The following is a 19,809-nucleotide window of genomic DNA, read 5'->3' as shown; positions in this document are numbered from 1 at the left end:
GCGGAAGTCCGAAAGCAGCTTCTCAATGGAGGGGTCCACAACCTTCAGGCACAACGTGGGCGCAAGGCCGATGTACAGCACCAGTGCCGCCAGCGGCGCAAGGTACACCCACTCGCGGATGCCAAGGTCCCAAAAGTGGCCGGAAGGCACGGACGAGGGCCGTCCCCACGCCATCTTGAGGCCGAGGCGCAGCATGTATGCCGCCGCCACCAGCGCGCCGGGGATGGCGATGCCGCCCACCCAGTAGTTGGCCTCAAACGCGCCGAACAGCACCAAGGCTTCGCCAACGAAACTGTTCGTCCCCGGAAAGCCAAAGCTGGACAGCGTGAACAGGCCAAAGAAGCCCATATAGATGGGCAGGAACTTGCCAAGGCCAAGGTTGTCCTTGATCTCGCGGCTATGGCTACGCTCGTACACCGCACCGACGAGCATAAACAGCGCGCCGGTGGTGATGCCGTGGTTCAGCATCTGCATCAGGGCGCCCTCCACGCCCCGGACATTGAAGAGGAAGATGCCAAGGGTCACAAAGCCCATATGTCCCACTGAGGAGTAGGCGATAAGCTTCTTCATGTCGTTTTGCCCAAGGGCGGCAAATCCGCCGTACAGGATGCTTGCCAGAGAAATGGCAATCATCATCGGGGCAAAGTATTCACTGGCGGCAGGTGTCAGCGGCAGGCAGAAGCGCAGGAACCCATAGGTACCCATCTTCAGCAGCACGGACGCCAGATACACAGACCCGGCCGCCGGGGCCTCAACGTGCGCGGCAGGCAGCCAGGTGTGGAACGGGAACATGGGGCACTTGATGGCAAAGGCCAAAGCCATGGCAAGAAAGGCCCAGAACTGGAAGGTAAAGGAGTACTGCCCCTGCATCAGCTCCGGAATGGAGAAGGTCCCGGTCTGATGGTAGAAGGCGACAATAGCCACCAAAAGCAGCGTGGACCCGGCCAGTGTGTACAGAAAGAACTTGATGGACGCATACCGCCTGCGCGGGCCACCCCACACGGCGATAAGCAGGTACATCGGCACCAGCATGGCTTCCCAGAACAGGTAGAACAGCACAAAGTCCAGCGCCACGAACACGCCCACGCACGCCGCCGTCATCAGCAGCAGGCAGACGTGAAATTCCTTCACGCGGCTGGAGATGTACTTCCACGAGCACAGGGTGCACAGCGGCAGCAGCAAGATGGTCAACAGCACCATAAACAGGCTGATGCCGTCCACGCCCAGATGGTAGTTCAGGTTCCACTGCTCCACCCACGGCACCACTTCCTCAAACTGCATGGACGCCACGCCCAGCTTGAAATTGAAGAGCGGAGCCGCCAGCAGCAGCTCACACAGCCCAACAACCAGCGTAAACCAGCGGACCATGCACTCGGTGCGGAAAAACGCAAGCAGCACCGCCGCAACAAGCGGGAAGAAGATGAGATACGTCAGAACCGGATACCCTGCTTCGATCATACGAGTCCGCTCCGTGTCTTTGGGCCTAGGCCCAGAACCAGACCACGGCGAAGATGCCGAGTCCCAACAAGATTGCAAAGGCCAGATAATCCTGAAGGCGTCCGGTCTGCCCCTTGGCTGCGCCGCGCCCAACGCCGCGCACCGTGTAGGCCGTTCCGTCCACCACGCCGTCGATGGCCTTAACGTCGAACCATCCCGCCGAGGCGGCAAAGGCCATCAGTCCCCGCAGCCCCACCACGCGGTAGACCTTGGTCCACACGCCGTCGATGATGGCCAGCGGCCAGCAGATGACCCACATGGCCAGCTTGCCAGCCAGCCGGTACACCCAGTCAAAGTCCAAGTTCCGCGACGGATGCGGCTTGATGATATTCCGCATGTAGTAGAAGCCAAGCCCGGTGAACCCAAGCAGCATAAAGGCCTGCAGCAGGTGCCACGGGGTGTAGGGCACGTAGCCGACGTCAAAGGAGACGAGGTTGTGCACCACTTCCGGGACGCCATGGTGCGCGCCGGTGACCGCGTAGGGCAGCAGATCATAGAGCATCTGCGGGTACACGCCCATGACGAAGCACAGCGCGCTGCTCAGGAACATGGCGATGTACATATTCTTGGGAATGGGATTCAGCTTTCTGGTCTTGTCCTCAGGCTTGCCGCCCCAAAAGGCGAAGTACGGCAGCTTGATGCCAACGGAGAGGAACGTTCCCACGGCGGCAATTTCCATCCCCAGCGCCAGCCAGGTATGGTGCGCTTCCGCCGCGCCAGCAATGGTCATGGTCTTGGAGACAAAACCGTTGAAGAAGGGCATGCCCGAGATGGACAGCCCCGCCACCACATAGCAGATCATCACCAACGGCATGCGTGAGGCGAGTCCGCCAAGCTCCGTGAGCTTGGCCGTACCCGTGGCGTACAGGATGGTGCCCGCGCTCATGAACAGCAGGCCCTTATAAAGGATATGGGCGTAGGCGTGGGCGCATGCGCCGTTCAGCGTCATGGCCGTGCCGATGCCGATACCCGCCACCATGTACCCCACCTGCGAGACGATGTGGTAGGCCAAAATCCGCCGCGCGTTGTTCTCGATAGTCGCGTAGAAAACACCGTACAGCGCCATCACCACGCCCATCACCGCCAGAATCTCCCAAGAGGCAAAGGCCCGCGCAAGGACGTACACCGCCGTCTTGGTAGTGTAGGCGCTCATGAACACGGAGCCGGTCACCGTGCCTTCGGGGTAGGCGTCGGGCAGCCATGCGTGCAGCGGCACCACAGCGGCGTTGACGCAGAAGCCGAGAAGGATAATCCAGTCGTAGTACTGCGCGGTGCTCGGGTCGATGGCCGTAAAGGCGAAGGTGCCAAGGTCCCAGTACCGCAGGAGCAACCCGCCAAGCAGGAACAGCCCGCCAAGGGTATGGAACAAGAAGTACCGAAAGCCCGCCCGCGTCGAGGCTGGATTGTCATTCAGCCACACAAGGAAGGTGGACGCCACGGACATAACTTCCCAGAAGATGAACAGGGTAAAGTAGTCCCCGGCAAACACACAGCCAAACGCGCCGCCCACATACATGGCCGCCGCGATGTGCTGGTATTTCTCCTTGAGGTGCAGGGCGAAGATGAACCCAATAAGCGCCTGCACCGCAAACACATGCGCGAAGATGACCGACAGCTTGTCCACCCGGCCAAGCACCAAGGGCTCATCGCTCCACAGGTAGTGCAGGGGCATGTACACGCCCGGTTCCATGCTCAGGACGCTGGCGATGGCCAACAGCGGTGCCGCAATGAGCATCCACTTCCACCCGCCGCGCGGCCACACGGCTATGAGCGCCGCCACGCCAAAGAACCAGATGGTGGGATGCAGGAAGCTACTCGTCTCTGTCATAGTAGTCCTCGGGCTTGCCTAAGATTGGGAAGACGACCTTCTTGAGAATCACGGTCATGACCACGGCAAATCCGCAGCCGAACACCGCCCAGAATCCGGGATACCGGTCCAGACCGAAGTGCGGATGATGCGGATGGATGAAGAAGTTGAGGGCCACAAGGATGCCCAGCGTCACAAAGAGCGCCTTCTTCCACGCCCCCGCACGCATCCGCTGCCAGGACAGCCAGTTGCCTATCCTTTCCTTGAGCATGGACTAGTACCCTCCGAAGACCGTGATAAAGTTCATGAATATCTGGGGATACAGGCCAAGGAGCACGCTCATCGCCGCGGTCAGGCACAGGGGCACCACCATGACCATGGGCGCCTCGTGCAATTCCGCCACGGCCTGCGCGTCCTTGGGCTTGCCAAAGAATGCTTGGAACGTGATGGGCGCGAAGTAACCCGCGTTCAGCAGTGTGGAGGCCAGCAGCGCACACAGCAGCACCATGCGGTTAATGTCCACCGCGCCGTTGATCATGTACCACTTACTGACGAACCCGCAGACCGGTGGTACGCCAATCATGGACAGCGAGGCCACGGCAAACGCGCCGAAGGTCCATGGCATTCTGCGGCCATATCCCCCCATGTCGCTGATCTTCTTGGTGTGGGCCACCACGTAGATGGCGCCAGCGCCCATAAAGAGTGTGATTTTGGAAAACGCGTGGTGCGCAATGTGCGCCAGCCCGCCCTGCACCGCCAGTGGCGTCAGCATGCACACGCCAATGACGATGTACGACAACTGACTGACCGTCGAGTATGCCAACCTCGCCTTGATATCGTCCTTGGTCAGGGCAATAAGCGAGGCCGCCACAATGGTGAAGGCCGCCAGATAGGCCGTTGGTATCCCGAGGAAGAGCTTGTCCATCACGTCCACGCCAAAGCCGGAGAGCACCACGCGGGACACGGAGAACACGCCCGCCTTAACAACCGCCACCGCGTGCAGCAGTGCCGAGACAGGCGTCGGGGCGACCATGGCCGATGGCAACCAGTTGTGAAACGGCATCAGCGCGGCCTTGGCGAGGCCCGCGATGTAGAGGACGTAAGTCACAGTGACGGCGATGGGATGTTCCGCCACCACCTGCGCCGGGAACATGCCCTGCACCACGTCGCCAAGGTGGAAGTCCAGCGTGCCGCACAGCACATAGGTCATGACCATGGCGGGCAGGAAGAACAGCTTGGACGTACCGATGAGGTACACAAAGTACTTCCGCGCTCCGTTAAAGGCCTCGTCATCCTGATGGTGCGCAACCAGCGGATACGTGAACACCGAGATAATCTCGTAGAAGAGATACAGGGTGAAGACGTTGGCGCTCATGGCCACACCCACCGCACCGAAGATGGCAATGGCGAAGCAGAAATAGTAGCGCGTCTGCGCGTGTTCATTGAGGGAGCGCATGTAGCCGATGTTGTAGCTGGTGACCCAGAACCACAGGAACGTGGCGACAAGCCCAAAGATGAGCGTCAGCCCGTCCACGCAGAACTTCACATAAATGCCATCCAGCAGCGTGAAGAGCGTCAGGGTCCAGATGGTGCCCTTGAGAACGGAGGGGATGAAGCTCGCCATGCCGGCGAAGGCCACTGCCGCGGCCACGAAGCTGACGCCCTCGCGCGCGTTCTGGTCGCTGCGCATGAACCAGATCAGGAAGGGTGCGACAAGCGTCGCAACAAGCGGAATCAGGAGGCGATAGCTCTCGATGTACTCTGGCATGTGCCTACTACCCCTTCAGTTCGGAGATTTCCTGGCTGTCCTCGCCGCCGAAGCGCTTGACCACCACCAGGATGATGGCCAGCACAAGTGTCGCTTCGGCAGCGGCAAGGCCCATGACGAGCAGGGTGGACAATTGGGCCAGCGTCGCATTTGCCGGGGTCAACTGTCCGGCCGCCACAATGGACAGCCCCGCACCGTTGAGCATCAGTTCCACACTGATGAGCATGCCCACCAAGCTCCGCCGGTGTATGATGCCAAACAGGCCAATGCCCAAAAGGGCAAGCGCCACAAGTTGATACAGGACCAGCGGTGTCATCGTGCCTTCCTCCTCTCCCATGCCAGCACCACGGCTCCGGCCATGGCCACAAGCAGCACAACGGAAATAAGTTCAAACGCGAGGATGTAGTCCTGCATGAGCCCCCGCCCAAGCTGCTGGATGCCGACCTCGGCCGGACTGCCGATGGACACCTGCGGCACCTTGATGCAGATGAGCGCCAGCATCACCGCCGGAGCGATGCCGGCCAGCAGGGCCAGCACAGTCTGGCGCGCGCTGCGGGATTGGCGCTCCTCCGCGCCAGCAGGTGCGCGGGTCAGCATGATGGCGAAAAAGATAAGGACAACCACCGCGCCAACGTAGATAAGCAGCTGCATCAGCGCGATGAAGGGTGCATTCATGACCAGATACATCCCGGCCACACCGAACATGGTCAGCACCAGCCCAACCATGGCCCGAACCAGGTCACGCGCGAGCACGGCCATAAGGCCGCCCAGCAGTATGACCACGGTATACAGGGCAAAGAGCATCTTGGCGAAGATCAGGGTATCCATCGAGTATCAGGCCTTCCTCTGCTATGCGCGCAGACTGCGCGCGTTGGTTGGAATTATTGCCGACCGCCTGGGACCGCGCCCCTATTCCTCGTCCGCGCCCCCCTCTCCGGCCTGCTCGCGCAGGCGGGCCAGAAGGTCGTATTCAAAGTCGTTTCGCTCGTACCCGGCCAGATAGACGTCCGTGGAGAAGCGGATGGACTTCACCGGACAGACCTCCACGCAGGTACCGCACAGGCTGCACAGGTTGTAGTCCAGCTTCCACTTGGACGGCGTCTTGACAGGCTTCTTCTTGGGCGGCTCCGTCTTGCCCTTCACCTCGCCCACCATCTCCTTGGGGGCTTCCGGTCCTTCCTTGGCGGCGGGCTTTGGCTCCTTTTTCTTGATCACGGAGATGCAGCCTGAGGGGCAGCTGGTGACGCACAGCATGCAGCAGATGCACTTGGGCACTGCCGGCTCCTTGGGCTTGCCCACCAGTTCGATATGCCCGTGATAGGTATGGATATTGTCGACGGTCTTGCGCGGGTAGTGCACCGTCAGCTGCGGACGGACAAAGTTCTGTCCCGTCACCCGCAAGCCCACGAGCAGACTCCACAGGCCCTTTACCGTGTCTCTCATCGTCTTGACGGACTTGCACGCGTTCATCGGTTCGGACACCTCGCTACGGTCGTCGCCGCCCGCTTTGGGCGGCGGGTGCTGCGGCTAGACGTAATAGTTGATGGAGAACAGCTTCACCAACACGGCGGTAACAAGCAGGTTGATGATGGCCAGCGGTATCAGCCACTTCCACGCCAGATTCAACAGCTGGTCGAACCGCACGCGGGGGTACGTCCAGCGGAACCACATCATCACAAAGATGAGCGCGTAGACCTTGATGAGGAACCACCACACGCCGTCCATACCCGGCCCGCGCCAGCCGCCAAGGAACAGGGCCGCGGCCACGCCGCTCACCACAATCATGTTGGCGTACTCAGCAAGGAAAAACAGGCCAAAGCCCATACCCGAGTATTCGGTGTGGAAGCCCGCCGTCAGCTCGGATTCGGCCTCCGGCAGGTCAAAGGGGGCGCGGTTGGTCTCCGCCACCGCGCAGGTGAAGTAGATGACAAAGGCCAGAGGCTGAGAAGCCGCCAGCCACTGCCATGGCCAGCTCCCCTGCGCCTCCACCACTTCGGACAGATTCAGGGTGCCCGTCATCAGCACAACGGACAGGATGGCCAGCAGCATGGGAATCTCGTACGCCACGCTCTGCGCCACGGCGCGCGCTGCGCCAAGGAGCGACCACTTGTTGTTGGAGGCCCAGCCCGCCAAACACAGGGACAACACCCCAATGCCCGCAAAGGCCAGAATCAACAAAATGCCGAGGTTGGCCTTCTGCACCACCAGCATGTCACCCCATGGGATGGGGAGCAGCGTCACGAACACCGGCAGAAAGGCCAAAAACGGCGCGGCCCAGAACAGCCACCGGTCTGCCCCTTCGGGCACGAACAGCTGCTTGGCGATCAGCTTCACGGCGTCGGCCACGGTCTGGAGCAGACCATGCGGGCCAACTTCAAAGGGGCCCGGACGCCGCTGGAAGTGCCCGGCTACCTTGCGCTCCATCCACACAAGGAGCACGGCGTTCACGCCCACGAAGGCCGCCAGCAGGACAAGGCCCACGACGATCTGAAAAAGCGGCAGGGGAATTCCGTAGATCATCTCGGCTGTGTTCATCGGTCGATCTCCGGGATAACAAGGTCAAGGCTGCCCAGAATGGACACGGCGTCCGCCAGCAGGGAGCCTTGCGCCACCTCGGCAAACAGGCTCAGGTTACTGTAGCCCGGCGCGCGCAGTCTGATGCGGTACGGCGTTTTGGAGCCGTCGCTGACCACGTAGATGCCGATTTTGCCGCGTCCGCCCTCGGTGGCGGCGTAGGATTCGCCTGCAGGAGCCTTAAAGCTGGGCTTGGGCGCCTTTTTGGCGATGTGCTTGCCGTCGGCCTTGGGGAGTTGGTCCAGCGCCTGTTCGATGATGCGCAGGCTCTGCTCCATCTCCTCCAAGCGGACCATGTACCGCGCCAGAGCGTCGCCCTGCGTGTACACGGGGATGGAAAAGTCAAAACGGTCATAGATGGAGTACAGCTCGTCGCGGCGGCAGTCGTAGTCAAGGCCCGACCCACGCGCCACGGGTCCTGTCGCGCCGTAGCGGCGGCAGCAGTCTTCGTCGATGACGCCGATGCCCTCCACGCGCTTGCGCAGGATGATGTTGTCCGTGACGAGGTCCTTGTACATGGGGAAGCGCTCGCGCTCGTAGCGCACAAAGTCGCGCACGCCCTCGATGAAGGAGTCGCTCACGTCGGCCTTGACGCCGCCGAATCGGTGGTAACAGTAGGTCAGGCGGGAGCCGGTCGGCTCCTGCAGAAGATCCTGAATGATTTCGCGGTCCGCAAAGGCGTACATGATGGGCGTGAATGCGCCAAGGTCCAGCAGATATGCGCCCCACCACAGCAGATGCGAGGCGATGCGGTTGAGCTCGGTGGCGATGACGCGCAGGTACTCGGCGCGCTCCGGCACCTCGATGCCTGCCAGCCGCTCCACCGCCAGCACATACGTGTGGCCCCAAGCCATGGCGTGCAGGTAATCCGCACGGCCTGTATTGGGCAGGAACTGCCACCACGTCTTGGTTTCGCCCATCTTTTCATGCATGCGGTGGATGTAGCCAAGCACAGGCTCGGCGCGGCGGATATACTCGCCGTCCAGCTCGCACACGATGCGCAGAACGCCGTGGGTCGAGGGGTGCTGCGGCCCCATGTTGATGATCATGGTATCCCTGTCCGGCCCCTGCTCGAAATGCCGGCAGTAGGAGTCACCATGCAACCTTTCATCCATTTTCAGCATATGGCGTCATCCCTTGTTCAACGTGCTCCGCTCTCGCCTCCGGCCCATGCCGCAGTCCCAGCCCTACTCGCTCTTGGCATCCTCCGCCGGTGCGGCCTCTGCGTCCGCCGCTGCCGCGGCTTCGGCCTCGGCCTTGGCCTGCTCTTCCTTCATGGCGGCGAACTTCTCCTCCATGGCCTTGGCCACAGGGTGGTCCGTCGAGCAGTGCACCAAATCCGTGATGCAAAAGACCTCCAGCATGCTCACGCGCTTCTTTTCCGGCTTCATGAGCGGCTTTTCGTCCATGTCGTCGGGCAAAAGCAGGCGGCTGGGGTTGGGATTGCCGGTAAAGGTCACGGCGTAGAAGTCCATGCACTCGCGCTCGTGCCACTCCGCGCCCTGATAGATGCCCGCAATGGACGGCACCTGCGCGGCGTCGTGCGGCAGCACCACCTTGAGCGTGATGCGCCCGTGCGCCGAGTACCGGTCAAAATGATAGAGGACGACGATGCCCTCTTTCATATCCAGACAGGTGATATCTTCCAGAAAATAGCCCTCTGCCAGCATGCGGCGCGCCGCGCGGCGCAGCTGCACCGGCTCCAGCACAAGCCGCCCGTTCTGCCCGCAGACGTCCGGGTCGCACCTGGCGTTGCAGACGGTGCTCCTGTCCTCAAGCCACTGCATGCTCATCTACTCCTCCCCTGTCGGCGGCTCGGGCCACCAGCGGCGACCGGTCATCTTTTCCTGCAACTTGAACAGGCCCTCCAGCAGCCCCTCGGGGCGCGGCGGACAGCCCGGAACGTACACATCCACAGGGATAAGCTGGTCCACGCCCTCAATGATGCCGTACTGCCCCTTGAACTTGAACGGCCCGCCACTGATGGCGCAGTTGCCCATGGCGATAACGTACTTGGGCGCGGGCATCTGCTCGTACAGGCGGACAAGGGCCGGGGCCATCTTTTTGGAGACGGTGCCCGCCACAATCATCAGGTCCGACTGACGCGGCGAGGGCCGGAACACCTCCGCGCCAAAGCGCGAAATGTCGAACCGCGCCATGCCGGTGGACATCATCTCAATGGCGCAGCAGGCCAGACCGAACGTCATGGGCCACAGCGACATGGCGCGGCAGACGTCCAAAATCTTGTTGGTGAGTTCCAGATTCACCAGAGGCGGCTCTGTGCCGGTCTCCGCCTTCCTTAGAACGAAATCTTCCGCGGCCATTCGAACACCCCTTTCTTCCAGAAGTAGACGCAGCCAAGCGCCAGAACGACGATGAAGATCGTCACCTTGATGAGCGGCCACCAGCCGAAACTAAACGGGTAATACGCCGCAACGGGGAACAGGTAGAGAACGTCCACGTCAAAGGCGAGAAAGAGAAGGGCGTAGACGTAATAGTTGATGCCAAAGCGCACCCAACTGGGAGAACCGTAGGGCTGCATACCGCACTCGTACGGCATGCCTATTGCGCCGCGCCGGTACTTGGGGGAGAGGAGCAAGGCACCCAGTATAGGCCCCGCTGCGAACGTAAATCCGAACAGCAGTGCCAACAGGATCGCCAGATTCAACCATGTAAAGACCATCGGCCGCTACTCCTTGTGGCTAAAGCACCTATGCAAAGGAACACGATGGGAATCGGCATCAGAACATTCCGCATCCGATACAACCCGAGTTACTGATTTTTCCGGGTTATTATGTCGAAATCACATTTGTATTCCCCGTGTCAAGAGCGTCCACTTCGATCATCCGTTCACAAATGGAAAAAGGCCTTTACAATGTCAAATCACAGGCTTATTGATATAAGCTTGCGTCTTTTTACACTGACGGCCTGTCCACATGTCAGCTAGGCGTCACTTTTTCCTTACCCCTGCCCCGCTATTGCACTCTATTCGCACAACAGGAACACTCCAGTTCGCTTGCCAATAGTGCCGCCCCCTTGCACGCTCTTTCGTTTCTTTTGAAAATTTCACGAAATTCACCAAAAAATTTTCCAGACGCGCCGAACCCACAAGGACCTCCCGACAAGGAAAACCTTGCATCCCGTTCCAAGAGTCTATAGTGATTTTGCGCCACCGCTCTACGCAGCAAAACCCGAGACAAACGCTATGAATACATCCGACAAACATCAGTCCTTCAAAGACAAGGTCGCGCAGCTCCTTCCCGAAGGTGGGCATCTGAACATGTGCCTGACCTGCGGGCAGTGCTCCGCCGGCTGTCCGGCCACCGGGCTGGAAGGGATGGACCCGCGCAAGTTCCTGCGCATGGCCTCCCTTGGTCTGGACGAGGAAGTCACATCCACGCCATGGGTCTGGATGTGCACCATGTGCCAGCGTTGCGTCAGCGTCTGCCCCATGCAGATTGACATCCCGCAGCTGGTCTACAACGCCCGCGCCGCATGGCCCATCGACAAACGCCCCAAAGGCATCGTCAAGTCCTGCGAAATGGCCCTCTCCACCCCCACGATGAGCGCCATGGGCACCTCGCCCGAAGACTTCCGATTCGTCGTCGAGGACGTGCTGGAAGAAGTCCACGAGACCCAGCCCGCCCATACAGAACTTAAGGCCCCCATCAATAAGAAGGGCGCGCACTTTTTTGTGAACCAAAACTCCCGCGAGCCCGTTACCGAGCCCGAAGAAATGATCCCCCTGTGGAAAATTCTCGACGTGGTCGGCGCGGACTGGACCTATTCCGATAAAGGATGGGCCGCAGAAAACTACTGCATGTTCGCCGCAAACGACGCCGCATGGGCAGAAAACGTCCAAACCAAAGTGGAGGCTGTTCATGAGCTGGGCTGTAATGTCTGGCTCAACACTGAGTGAGGCCACGAATTCTATGCAGTCCGGTCCGGACTCAAAAAATTCGGCATTAAGGCCAACTTCGAATTGAACAGCATTATCCCGTGGTACGCGCGCTGGATTCGCGAAGGAAAACTCCCAGTCAACGCCGACTGGAACAAGGACGCCAAAGTCAAATTCACCCTGCAGGACCCCTGTCAGATGGTGCGAAAGACCCTCGGCGACCCCCTCGCAGACGACCTGCGCTTTGTGGTAAAATCCGTGGTCGGTGAAGAGAACCTCATCGAAATGTGGCCGAATAAAGCAGACAACTATTGCTGCGGTGGCGGAGGCGGCTTCCTCCAGTCCGGCTACACCGAGGCGCGGCACGCCTACGGAAAGAAGAAGTTCGACCAGATCATGGCAACAGGGGCCGCTTACTGCATCACCCCCTGCCACAACTGCCACTCGCAGATTGAGGACCTCGCCCACCACTTTAGCGGGGGCTACAAGACCGTCCACCTCTGGACCCTCATCTGCCTCTCTCTCGGCATCCTCGGCGAAGACGAAAGAGGCTACCTCGGCCCAGAACTGGCCGCCCTCTGCGACTAAATCGCCACGAGCCACACAATGAAAGCCCCGCGCTTCCTCACCGCATGGTGATCGAAACGCGGGGCTTTTTGCGCGCCCGCCACACAGGGCGCAACGCCCCCGGCCTAACCAATGGACACGTGCCACCGGCGCAATGCCCCGGCCTTTTTTGCTCCGCAGGGTCAAGGGCCGTGGGCCCTTAACGATCCCATTTATACGCCAGTGATGCGTTCCGGACACGCGGCCTCTATCAGGCCCCAGCAACGGTGCCCACACACACGGCCAACTCCCCCAACGTGGAGGAAAAGGCCACCCACCCCCTTTTTCGGGCTGGCTTCCAGACCGAAAACCTCGGGATTTTTAAGGGGTCGCACCCCTTAAACCGCCGGAGGCAACCTCTTGACCCACGCATTGCGACCCGGCCTATCCCATGGCACCACAAACCTTATGAGTTTCGGCGAGATGCACTCTAGCCTTGCCCTAAGCGGTCGGTTTACGTCATACTTGCTGTCGCATCCCAGTCGCATGAATCCTTGGCGGGTGGTTTTTCTGTAGCCCACCGGGATATTGGACGATTGCGGCCACCTCTCGTGAACTTTTTCACGATAAGGCCACAAACCCTTGCGCGTCGCGGATGCGACCATGTAGTTGAGAGGGTAGAACGACTATCACGCGGATGGCTCAGACCGGGCGTCCGCTGGCACAACGTCCGGCCCGCCGTCATGATACGGCATCCGTCCCATCACCGCGTCAGGAGAGCACACAATGCCCACAAAAGAGGTGTACAGCGTTTGCGGCATGTGCAGCGTCCGCTGCCCGATTATGGTCGAGGTTGACTCTGGTTCCCTCGGTTTCATCCAAGGCAACCCGCACGACCCCGGCATGGCTGGTGGTCTGTGTCCGCGCGGCGGCGCGGGACGCGCACTGTATGAAGACAGCGAGCGCCCGCAGTTCCCCATGATTCGCGAAGGCGAACGTGGCGAGGGCAAATGGCGTAGGGCGACGTGGGACGAAGCGCTGGACTATATCTGCGACAGATTGAAAGGCATCATTGAGACGCACGGCGCGCGCAGTGTGCTGTGGTCGGACCGTGGTGGCCCGTTTGCGGACCTGCACAAGGCGTTCATGCGCGGGATGGGCTCGCCGAATTACTGTAACCACGACGCATCGTGCGCGCGCAACGTGTTGCACGCGGCAAAGTCCGTCATGGGCCTTGGGCGCAAGGGCGTGGCGTATGACTTCAAGAACACGAAGCATATCGTCTTGCAAACGCGCAACCTGTTTGAAGCCATCAACGTGAAGGAAGTCAACGGCGCGCTGGACAGCCTGGCGGCTGGCGGCAAGCTGAGCGTTATTGACATCCGCGCAAACATCTCGGCCAGCAAGGCGAACAATTTCTTTATGATCCGGCCGGGCACGGACTATGCGTTCAACCTCGCGGTAATCAACTGCCTTATCACCAACAAGTGGTACGATACGGACTACGCCGAACGGCACATTAAGGATTTGGACGAACTGGCAAAGTTCGTTGAGCCGTATACCCCGGAATGGGCGGAGGAAGAAACGGGCATCAAAGCGACCGACCTTGTAAAGTTCGTCAAGGAACTGAAAAAGGCCGCGCCCGCTGTCATCTGGCATCCCGGCTGGATGGTGGCCCGGTACATGGATTCGTTCTATGTGTGCCGCAGCATCTACCTCATCAACGCCCTGCTGGGATCCATTGGCGCCAAGGGCGGCCTGCCCATCGTCAACAAGCCCAAGGACTTTGGCCGCAAGGGCCTGAAGGCGTTCTCGGACCTGTTCCCCAAGCCCGAGGAAAAGCGCGCCGATGGCGCGGGCTGGAAGCTGAAGCACATCGACGCGGGACCGGGCCTTATCAACAAAGCATACGAGGCCATCGAAAGCGAAGACCCGTACCCCGTCAAAGCGTATTTCATCCATAGGCACGACCCGCTCCACGCCCTGCCGGACCAGCAGCGCATGAAGGACATATGGAAAAAGCTGGACCTCATCGTGGCGACGACGTTCAGCTGGTCCGATTCCTCATGGCATGCGGACGTCGTGCTGCCCATGTCCACCTACCTTGAGCGCGAATCCCCGCTGGCGACCAAGAACGGCTTAAAGTCCTACTTCTTCCGCCGCGCCCGCGCTGTTGAACCGCGCTACGACACCCGCGCGGACTGGGAGATTCTGGGCGGCATTGCCAAGCGCATGGGCTTTGACGCCCTCGCTTTCGACTCCGCCGAGGATATGTGGAACTACCAGCTGACGGACACAGGCGTCAGCGTTGAGGACTTTGACGCAACGGGCGAAGTCTGGCTGGCGGAAAAGCCCCTGTACCGCGACATGAACGACTACTCCTTCCCCACCCCGTCAGGACGGCTGGAAGTCATCTGCGAGAAGCTGGAAGACATGAACCTGCCGTCGCTGAAGCCCTACGAAAGCCCGGAACGCCCGCCGGAAGGCCGTTTCCGTATTGCGTTCGGGCGCTGCGCACTGCATACGCAGGGGCACACCGTCAACAACACCATGCTGAACGAGCAAATGCCCATCAACCCCGTGTGGATCAATACCAAACGCGCGGCGGAGATGGGCATTGCGGACGGCGACGAGGTGGAGCTTTCCAACGGCTCCTACAGCGCGCGCACCGTGGCCTTTGTGACGGACTTCATCCACCCGGAGGCGGCCTTTGTGGTGCACGGCTTCGGGCACAAGCTCCCGCCGGAGACGCGCTCCAGCCGCGGCATTGCGGATCAGGAACTGATGGAAGGCGGCCTTGAGAAATGCGACCCCGCCGGCGGCGGCGTAGCTATGCAGGAGCATTTTATCACCATTTCCAAGCCGTCCTAGCGGCGGCGCACCCACCACGAGCACCCCGGCCGGGGCTTCCTTGCGGAGGCTCCGGCCGATTTCGTATTGACAAGGGCCCCGTCACTGGGACAAGGATTTTGACGGACCACTGAGGACGAGGACGTTATGCGGCACATACTGGGAACAGCGCTTGCCTTGTGCATATTCCTTGGCTCCGCGGCGCAGAGCGCCACGGCGGCGCGCCTTCCCTTTGCTCCGGGCGAAAAGCTCACCTACAGCCTGCGCTGGGAGGCCATCCCCGCGGGAACGGCCACGCTGGAAGTACTGCCGCACACGCAGGTAAACGATGCGCCAGCGCTGCACTTTCGCATGAAGGCGTGGACCAATGCCTTTGCGGACATCTTCTACACCGTGCGCGATGAGGTGAATGCCTACACGGCTCCGGACCTTGAAAAATCCGTGCACTACACCCAGCGCCAGCGCGAGGGCAGCTACAAGCGCGACATCACGGTATCGTTTCTGTGGGAGACGGGACAGGCGCAGTACGCGAACATCATCAACGGCCCCAAGGACCCCATCCTCATCCTGCCCGGCACGTTCGACCCGCTGTCGGTGTTCTATGCGTTTCGGCGCATGCCGCTGAAAAAGGGCGCGCAGCTGTACGCCCCGGTCACGGACGGCGTCAAAAGCGTGATGGGCCGGGCCACAGTCTTGCGAAGGGAGCGGCTCACCGTGCCCGCTGGCACCTTTGACACATGGGTTGTGGAACCGGAGCTCCGGCACATCGGCGGCGTGTTCAAAAAAAGCAAGGACGCCCGATTGCTCGTGTGGGTCACGGCGGATGAACGCAAGATTCCGGTTCAGGTCTCCAGCCGCGTCATCGTCGGGCGCTTCTTTGCCGTGCTGACGGATATTGTTCCGGGACGGCCGCACAGGGAAGACGCGCGGCCCAGCCACGCGCCGAGGCCCGCCCAGATGCCGCCACAGACGGAGCAGAATGCGGCGCAACAGCCTCCGCCGGGGACTGCGGAACACGAAACGACGCGGCCCCCGCAAGGCCGCCCCTAAGGGGGGCGAAATTTTTCTGACCGCTTCCTTGCCCTTCTTGGAACATTCAGTCATTATTGAACAATCAACACATTTCCCTTGCTTTACATAGGCTCCTGACCGCTCATGCACGACATCCACGAATCCATACTCCTCCTTGGCCACGGCGCAACACCTGCATCCGCCCTGCTGGACCAGACCGGCTATACGATCCGCCACGCGACGGACAACGCCGAGGCTATCCGCTCCATTGCGGCGCTTCCGCCGGACCTTGTCGTGCTGGACGCAGGAGCCTCGCCCGAGGACATCACCGCCACCTGCCGCGCGCTGCGTTCGCAGGCCGCGGAAAGCGACCTGCCCATCCTCATCCTGTCCGACTGCACAGCCCCTAACCTTATGATGCGCACCGTTGAGGAACTTGGCGCGGTGGACTTCATTGCCAAGCCCTTTCAGCCGCAGGAACTTCTAGCGCGCATCCGCCTGCACCTGACCATGCGCAGTCAGGGCCAGCTAAACCGCCTGTACCTCGACCACCTTGAGGACCTTGTGGAGCAGCGCACGCATGAGCTTCTGCGCGACAATCTTTTTCAGGAAGCCCTGAACAAACTGCTGGGGCTGTCCCTTGCCTCGCTGTCCACCACCACGACCCTGAATCACGCGTTGGACATTCTGCTGGCCCTGCCATGGGCCAAGGAAGGCGCCAGCGCCGGAATATTCCTTGCGCAGGACGATGGCAGCTACCATCTTGCGGCCAGCCGGGGTTCGCGCTCCATGCAGCCGCATATGTGCCCGCACATCGGGACAGGTCCCAATCCCGGTCTAACCTGCCTGCGTTGCGGCGAGGTTCTGCACGTTGTCAGTTCCCCGGGTGAAACCAGCGACAAAACCGCCGTGGAACATCAGGAAGCCTGCGTCCCGCTGATGCAGGACAACACCTTCCTCGGCGCGCTGACCATCATCATGGATGCGCCGCACAGCTTCGACGCGCCGGAGCGCGAATTTCTCATCCACGCTTCGCAGACCATCGCCAATATCCTGCGGCACAAGGACTCCGAAGAGCAGCTGCTCTTTCAGGCGTATTTCGACCCGCTGACGGGCCTGCCCAACCGCACCAACCTCGTGCGCACCATCAACAGCCATGTTGATCACTTAGCGCAGGGGTTGTCCCCGGTGCTGTGCATGCTGGACCTTGCACAATTCAAGCTGGTCAATGAGAGCCTTGGCCACCCCACCGGGGACGCCGTTATCCGCGCCGCAGCGGAGCGCCTGCGCTCCTTCAAGGCCTACGGCATGGTTCCGGCGCGCATCGGTGGCGACGTTTTCGCGGCCTTTTTGCCGCAGGTGGAGGACAAGGCCCGGGCTATCGGCATTGCGCGGGAAATCCAGCGCCGCTTTGCCAGCCCCTTCCCCGTAACGGACGACGGCATTTATCTGAGCTCCTACATCGGCATCGCCATCGGCGCGGGGGAAAGCATGGACGGTGAATCCCTCGTGCGCGACGCGGACACCGCCCTGCACAAGGCCAAGCAGGATGGTCCGGGACGCCACGCCGTGTTCTCCAGCGCCATGCACATTTCCGCGCAGCGCTTCATGCGCCTTGCCAACGACCTGCGCCGCGCCCTGGACAACGAGGAACTGGTGCTGCACTACCAGCCGCTGGTGGAACTCGCTTCTGGGCGCATCCGCGGCGCAGAGGCCCTTGTCCGCTGGAATCATCCGGACCTTGGCATGCTGCCGCCGGACGAATTCATCTCCGTCGCGGAAAAAACTGGCCTTATCGTGCCACTCGGGCTGTTCGTCCTGCGCCGCGCCTGCGAGCAATACGCCGCCCTGCGGGACAAGGCCGCCCCGGACGGCGACTTCACCATGAGCGTCAACCTCTCCGGCGTCCAACTCAGCTGCACCACCCTCGCCGACGACATCGCGGCCATCCTGCGCGAGACAAACGTCCCGCCCCATGCCCTCAAGCTGGAAATCACCGAAACCGCGGCCATGACCTCGCCGGACCACGCCCGCGAGCTGTTCACCAAGCTCCGCCAGCAGGGCATCACCATCGCCATTGACGACTTCGGCACCGGCTACTCATCCCTGTCGCACCTGCACAGCTTCCCCGTGGATACGCTGAAGATTGACCGCTCCTTCGTGTCCGGCCTTGCCGATGCGCACAACACCACACCCATTATCCGTGCCGTGGTCGCCCTTGGGCACAGCCTTGGCATGAGCATTATCGCCGAGGGTGTGGAGGGCGCGGACCAGCGTGAACTCCTCTCCGGCCTGCGCTGCGAGTACGGGCAGGGATTTTTCTTCTCACGCCCAGTACCCTTTGAAAAGTTCGGCGAATAGCCAATATTCCACCCTCTTCTGCGGCAGGCAACACCCTGCCGCCCTTGACGAAACGCCCCAACAGCCGGTGAATGGACTGCCCTCTTCGCGCATGGACCACTTTTTGCTTCTGCGCAGGTGGTAGGCAACTCTCCATTCACCAGCAACAGGGGCGTCAATGTCACAGCAACCACCACAAAACTCCGCGGGCAGCGGGCAGACGCCGCCATCCGGCCCCGCCGAAAGCATGACGGGCAAGTCCGGCGCCGCGCCCTCGCACTTCAGAGCGCGTCACAGTCTTGACGCCATGGAGCGCGCTTTTGCGCCCACGGACGATATGCCGCAGTTCCATTGGTCCATCCCATGGGCGGACCTGATGATGACCATGTTCATCGTGTTTACGGTGCTTTTCGTCTACGCCAGCGCCAAGCGGGACTTTCTGCTGGCCTTCCGTGGGCATGTCGAACACGAAAACGTGCAGGACATAGACGAACTGGGCCGCCACGAGGGCGAAGTTCCCGTCTATTCCTTCCCCAAAACCGGCATCCATCCCAGCCCCGGCCCGCATCAACTCTTTGAGCGCTGCAAGGCCGTCGTTGGCGAATCCGGCATTCAAAATGTCTCCATTGAGATGGAGGGGGACGTCATCCGCCTGAGCATGCACGGACCAATGCTTTTCGACAGAACGGACGCCGTCATCAAACCCGAGGGCCGCCGTTTTCTCGACATGGTCTCCGGCATCATCGCCAAGGCCAAGTACAACGTGCACGTGCACGGCCACACGGACAACTACCCGGTGCACACTCCCAAGTACCCCACCAACTGGGAGCTCTCCACCGCCCGCGCCACGCAGGTGGCCCGCTACCTGACCGAGCGGCGCGGCGTTGCGCCGGAGCAGGTTACCATCAGCGGACACTCCATGTATAAACCGGCCGCCCCCAACCTCTCCGGGGAAGGCAAGGCCAGAAACCGCAGGGTGGAGATTGAACTCTCGCGCCCGGACCAACCCGATAGGGAGCACTCATGATACGGGCGAACATCATCGGCGTCTGTCTCTTCGGCATCATCTTTCTTGTTTCGTTCATCCTCACGGGGCACGTTGGCGTCTACCTGAATCTGGAGGCGTTCCTCGTTGTCACGTCGGGCACATGCGCGGCAATTCTTCTGTCCTACCCGCTTTCCGAACTACGCATCGCTTGGTCCGTAGCGCGGGGAGCCTACAAGTCCCCGGGCACGCATCCGGACAAGGTCATCTCCGTCCTGCTGGATATGGCCATCCGTTCGCGCATGGACGGACTGACCAGCCTTGAGCGCATGGAGGAACAGACCACCGTCTACTTCCTGCGCGACGCCCTGCGCATGCTGGCAGACAACTACCCGGATCAGGAAATCCGCGAAATTCTCACCACGGAGAGCATGTTCTTCCGTCAGCGTAGGCAGCACAACGAACGTATTTTCCGCTGTATGGCCGCCTATGCCCCGGCCTTTGGCCTTGCAGGCAGCGTCATCGGCCTTATC

18 protein-coding genes are annotated in these 19,809 nt (G+C 61.0%); 6 read left to right on the top strand and 12 right to left on the bottom strand.

Features of this window, described 5'->3' with window-relative positions; translation table 11 throughout:
* From ACY69P_RS03510 to ACY69P_RS03455, 12 genes are all read right to left on the bottom strand, one after another.
* The coding region (locus ACY69P_RS03510; RefSeq protein WP_462326585.1) for a complex I subunit 4 family protein at window positions 1-1,458 on the bottom strand (1,458 nt) is incomplete at its 3' end.
* A 25-nt stretch (window positions 1,459-1,483) separates the two neighbouring features.
* Complete coding sequence (locus ACY69P_RS03505) at window positions 1,484-3,325, bottom strand: Na(+)/H(+) antiporter subunit D (protein ID WP_404845848.1); 1,842 nt, start codon at window positions 3,323-3,325, stop codon at window positions 1,484-1,486.
* Window positions 3,309-3,575, bottom strand: a complete 267-nt coding sequence (locus ACY69P_RS03500; protein WP_404845849.1) for a hypothetical protein — start codon at window positions 3,573-3,575, stop codon at window positions 3,309-3,311. Before ACY69P_RS03500 ends, ACY69P_RS03505 begins: the two co-directional genes overlap by 17 nt.
* 3 nt (window positions 3,576-3,578) lie before the next feature.
* Window positions 3,579-5,072: a monovalent cation/H+ antiporter subunit D family protein gene (locus ACY69P_RS03495; RefSeq protein WP_462326584.1), complete on the bottom strand. Its 1,494-nt coding sequence runs from the start codon at window positions 5,070-5,072 to the stop codon at window positions 3,579-3,581.
* 7 nt (window positions 5,073-5,079) lie between these two features.
* A complete protein-coding gene (gene nuoK, locus ACY69P_RS03490) occupies window positions 5,080-5,388 on the bottom strand; it encodes an NADH-quinone oxidoreductase subunit NuoK (protein ID WP_404845851.1) in 309 nt (102 codons plus the stop codon).
* Complete coding sequence (locus ACY69P_RS03485) at window positions 5,385-5,900, bottom strand: NADH-quinone oxidoreductase subunit J family protein (protein ID WP_459898499.1); 516 nt, start codon at window positions 5,898-5,900, stop codon at window positions 5,385-5,387. Before ACY69P_RS03485 ends, nuoK begins: the two co-directional genes overlap by 4 nt.
* An 81-nt stretch (window positions 5,901-5,981) precedes the next feature.
* Window positions 5,982-6,542, bottom strand: coding sequence for a 4Fe-4S binding protein (locus tag ACY69P_RS03480; RefSeq protein WP_459898497.1), 561 nt, complete (start codon window positions 6,540-6,542; stop codon window positions 5,982-5,984).
* Between the two features lie 57 nt (window positions 6,543-6,599).
* Window positions 6,600-7,607 carry an NADH-quinone oxidoreductase subunit NuoH gene (gene nuoH / locus ACY69P_RS03475; protein WP_462326583.1) on the bottom strand — a complete coding sequence of 336 codons (1,008 nt, stop codon included), beginning with the start codon at window positions 7,605-7,607 and terminating at the stop codon, window positions 6,600-6,602.
* Entirely contained in the window at window positions 7,604-8,761 is a 1,158-nt protein-coding gene (locus tag ACY69P_RS03470) for an NADH-quinone oxidoreductase subunit D (RefSeq protein WP_462326586.1), read from the bottom strand. Before ACY69P_RS03470 ends, nuoH begins: the two co-directional genes overlap by 4 nt.
* 72 nt (window positions 8,762-8,833) lie before the next feature.
* Window positions 8,834-9,439, bottom strand: a complete 606-nt coding sequence (locus ACY69P_RS03465; protein ID WP_462326582.1) for an NADH-quinone oxidoreductase subunit C — start codon at window positions 9,437-9,439, stop codon at window positions 8,834-8,836.
* Window positions 9,440-9,970, bottom strand: a complete 531-nt coding sequence (locus ACY69P_RS03460) for an NADH-quinone oxidoreductase subunit B (RefSeq protein ID WP_462326581.1) — start codon at window positions 9,968-9,970, stop codon at window positions 9,440-9,442.
* Window positions 9,946-10,329: an NADH-quinone oxidoreductase subunit A gene (locus tag ACY69P_RS03455; RefSeq protein WP_404845857.1), complete on the bottom strand. Its 384-nt coding sequence runs from the start codon at window positions 10,327-10,329 to the stop codon at window positions 9,946-9,948. The genes ACY69P_RS03460 and ACY69P_RS03455 overlap by 25 nt, the downstream gene beginning before the upstream one ends.
* A gap of 522 nt (window positions 10,330-10,851) precedes the next feature.
* On the opposite strand from ACY69P_RS03455, the gene ACY69P_RS03450 reads away from it, so the two are divergent.
* The 6 genes from ACY69P_RS03450 to ACY69P_RS03425 form a co-directional block, all read left to right on the top strand.
* Entirely contained in the window at window positions 10,852-12,132 is a 1,281-nt protein-coding gene (locus ACY69P_RS03450; protein WP_404845858.1) for a (Fe-S)-binding protein, read from the top strand.
* A 744-nt stretch (window positions 12,133-12,876) separates the two neighbouring features.
* Window positions 12,877-14,961 carry a molybdopterin-dependent oxidoreductase gene (locus ACY69P_RS03445; protein WP_462326580.1) on the top strand — a complete coding sequence of 695 codons (2,085 nt, stop codon included), beginning with the start codon at window positions 12,877-12,879 and terminating at the stop codon, window positions 14,959-14,961.
* A 126-nt stretch (window positions 14,962-15,087) separates the two neighbouring features.
* The gene (locus ACY69P_RS03440; protein WP_462326579.1) at window positions 15,088-15,990 is read left to right on the top strand and encodes a DUF3108 domain-containing protein; all 903 of its coding nucleotides are present in this window, start codon (window positions 15,088-15,090) and stop codon (window positions 15,988-15,990) included.
* A gap of 105 nt (window positions 15,991-16,095) precedes the next feature.
* Window positions 16,096-18,312 (top strand): GGDEF/EAL domain-containing response regulator, encoded by a 2,217-nt coding sequence (locus tag ACY69P_RS03435; protein WP_462326578.1) that lies wholly within the window; start codon window positions 16,096-16,098, stop codon window positions 18,310-18,312.
* 157 nt (window positions 18,313-18,469) lie between these two features.
* Window positions 18,470-19,318, top strand: a complete 849-nt coding sequence (locus tag ACY69P_RS03430; RefSeq protein ID WP_462326577.1) for an OmpA/MotB family protein — start codon at window positions 18,470-18,472, stop codon at window positions 19,316-19,318.
* Window positions 19,315-19,809: motility protein A (locus tag ACY69P_RS03425; protein ID WP_462326576.1), on the top strand; the 495-nt coding region annotated here is incomplete at its 3' end. The genes ACY69P_RS03430 and ACY69P_RS03425, both read left to right, overlap by 4 nt.

Source organism: Desulfobaculum sp. (assembly GCF_054921475.1).
The sequence above is the reverse complement of the archived record's forward strand: the minus strand, read 5'-3'. Positions and strand labels throughout refer to the sequence as shown.

Coding starts and splice junctions, on each gene's coding strand:
- ACY69P_RS03495 (WP_462326584.1), bottom strand. CDS start 5,072: ATGCCAGAGTACATCGAGAGCTATCGCCTCCTGATTCCGCTTGTTGCG.
- ACY69P_RS03480 (WP_459898497.1), bottom strand. CDS start 6,542: ATGAACGCGTGCAAGTCCGTCAAGACGATGAGAGACACGGTAAAGGGC.
- ACY69P_RS03460 (WP_462326581.1), bottom strand. CDS start 9,970: ATGGCCGCGGAAGATTTCGTTCTAAGGAAGGCGGAGACCGGCACAGAG.
- ACY69P_RS03500 (WP_404845849.1), bottom strand. CDS start 3,575: ATGCTCAAGGAAAGGATAGGCAACTGGCTGTCCTGGCAGCGGATGCGT.
- ACY69P_RS03435 (WP_462326578.1), top strand. CDS start 16,096: ATGCACGACATCCACGAATCCATACTCCTCCTTGGCCACGGCGCAACA.
- ACY69P_RS03445 (WP_462326580.1), top strand. CDS start 12,877: ATGCCCACAAAAGAGGTGTACAGCGTTTGCGGCATGTGCAGCGTCCGC.
- ACY69P_RS03470 (WP_462326586.1), bottom strand. CDS start 8,761: ATGGATGAAAGGTTGCATGGTGACTCCTACTGCCGGCATTTCGAGCAG.
- ACY69P_RS03505 (WP_404845848.1), bottom strand. CDS start 3,325: ATGACAGAGACGAGTAGCTTCCTGCATCCCACCATCTGGTTCTTTGGC.
- nuoH (WP_462326583.1), bottom strand. CDS start 7,607: ATGAACACAGCCGAGATGATCTACGGAATTCCCCTGCCGCTTTTTCAG.
- nuoK (WP_404845851.1), bottom strand. CDS start 5,388: ATGACACCGCTGGTCCTGTATCAACTTGTGGCGCTTGCCCTTTTGGGC.
- ACY69P_RS03485 (WP_459898499.1), bottom strand. CDS start 5,900: ATGGATACCCTGATCTTCGCCAAGATGCTCTTTGCCCTGTATACCGTG.
- ACY69P_RS03465 (WP_462326582.1), bottom strand. CDS start 9,439: ATGAGCATGCAGTGGCTTGAGGACAGGAGCACCGTCTGCAACGCCAGG.
- ACY69P_RS03440 (WP_462326579.1), top strand. CDS start 15,088: ATGCGGCACATACTGGGAACAGCGCTTGCCTTGTGCATATTCCTTGGC.
- ACY69P_RS03430 (WP_462326577.1), top strand. CDS start 18,470: ATGTCACAGCAACCACCACAAAACTCCGCGGGCAGCGGGCAGACGCCG.
- ACY69P_RS03455 (WP_404845857.1), bottom strand. CDS start 10,329: ATGGTCTTTACATGGTTGAATCTGGCGATCCTGTTGGCACTGCTGTTC.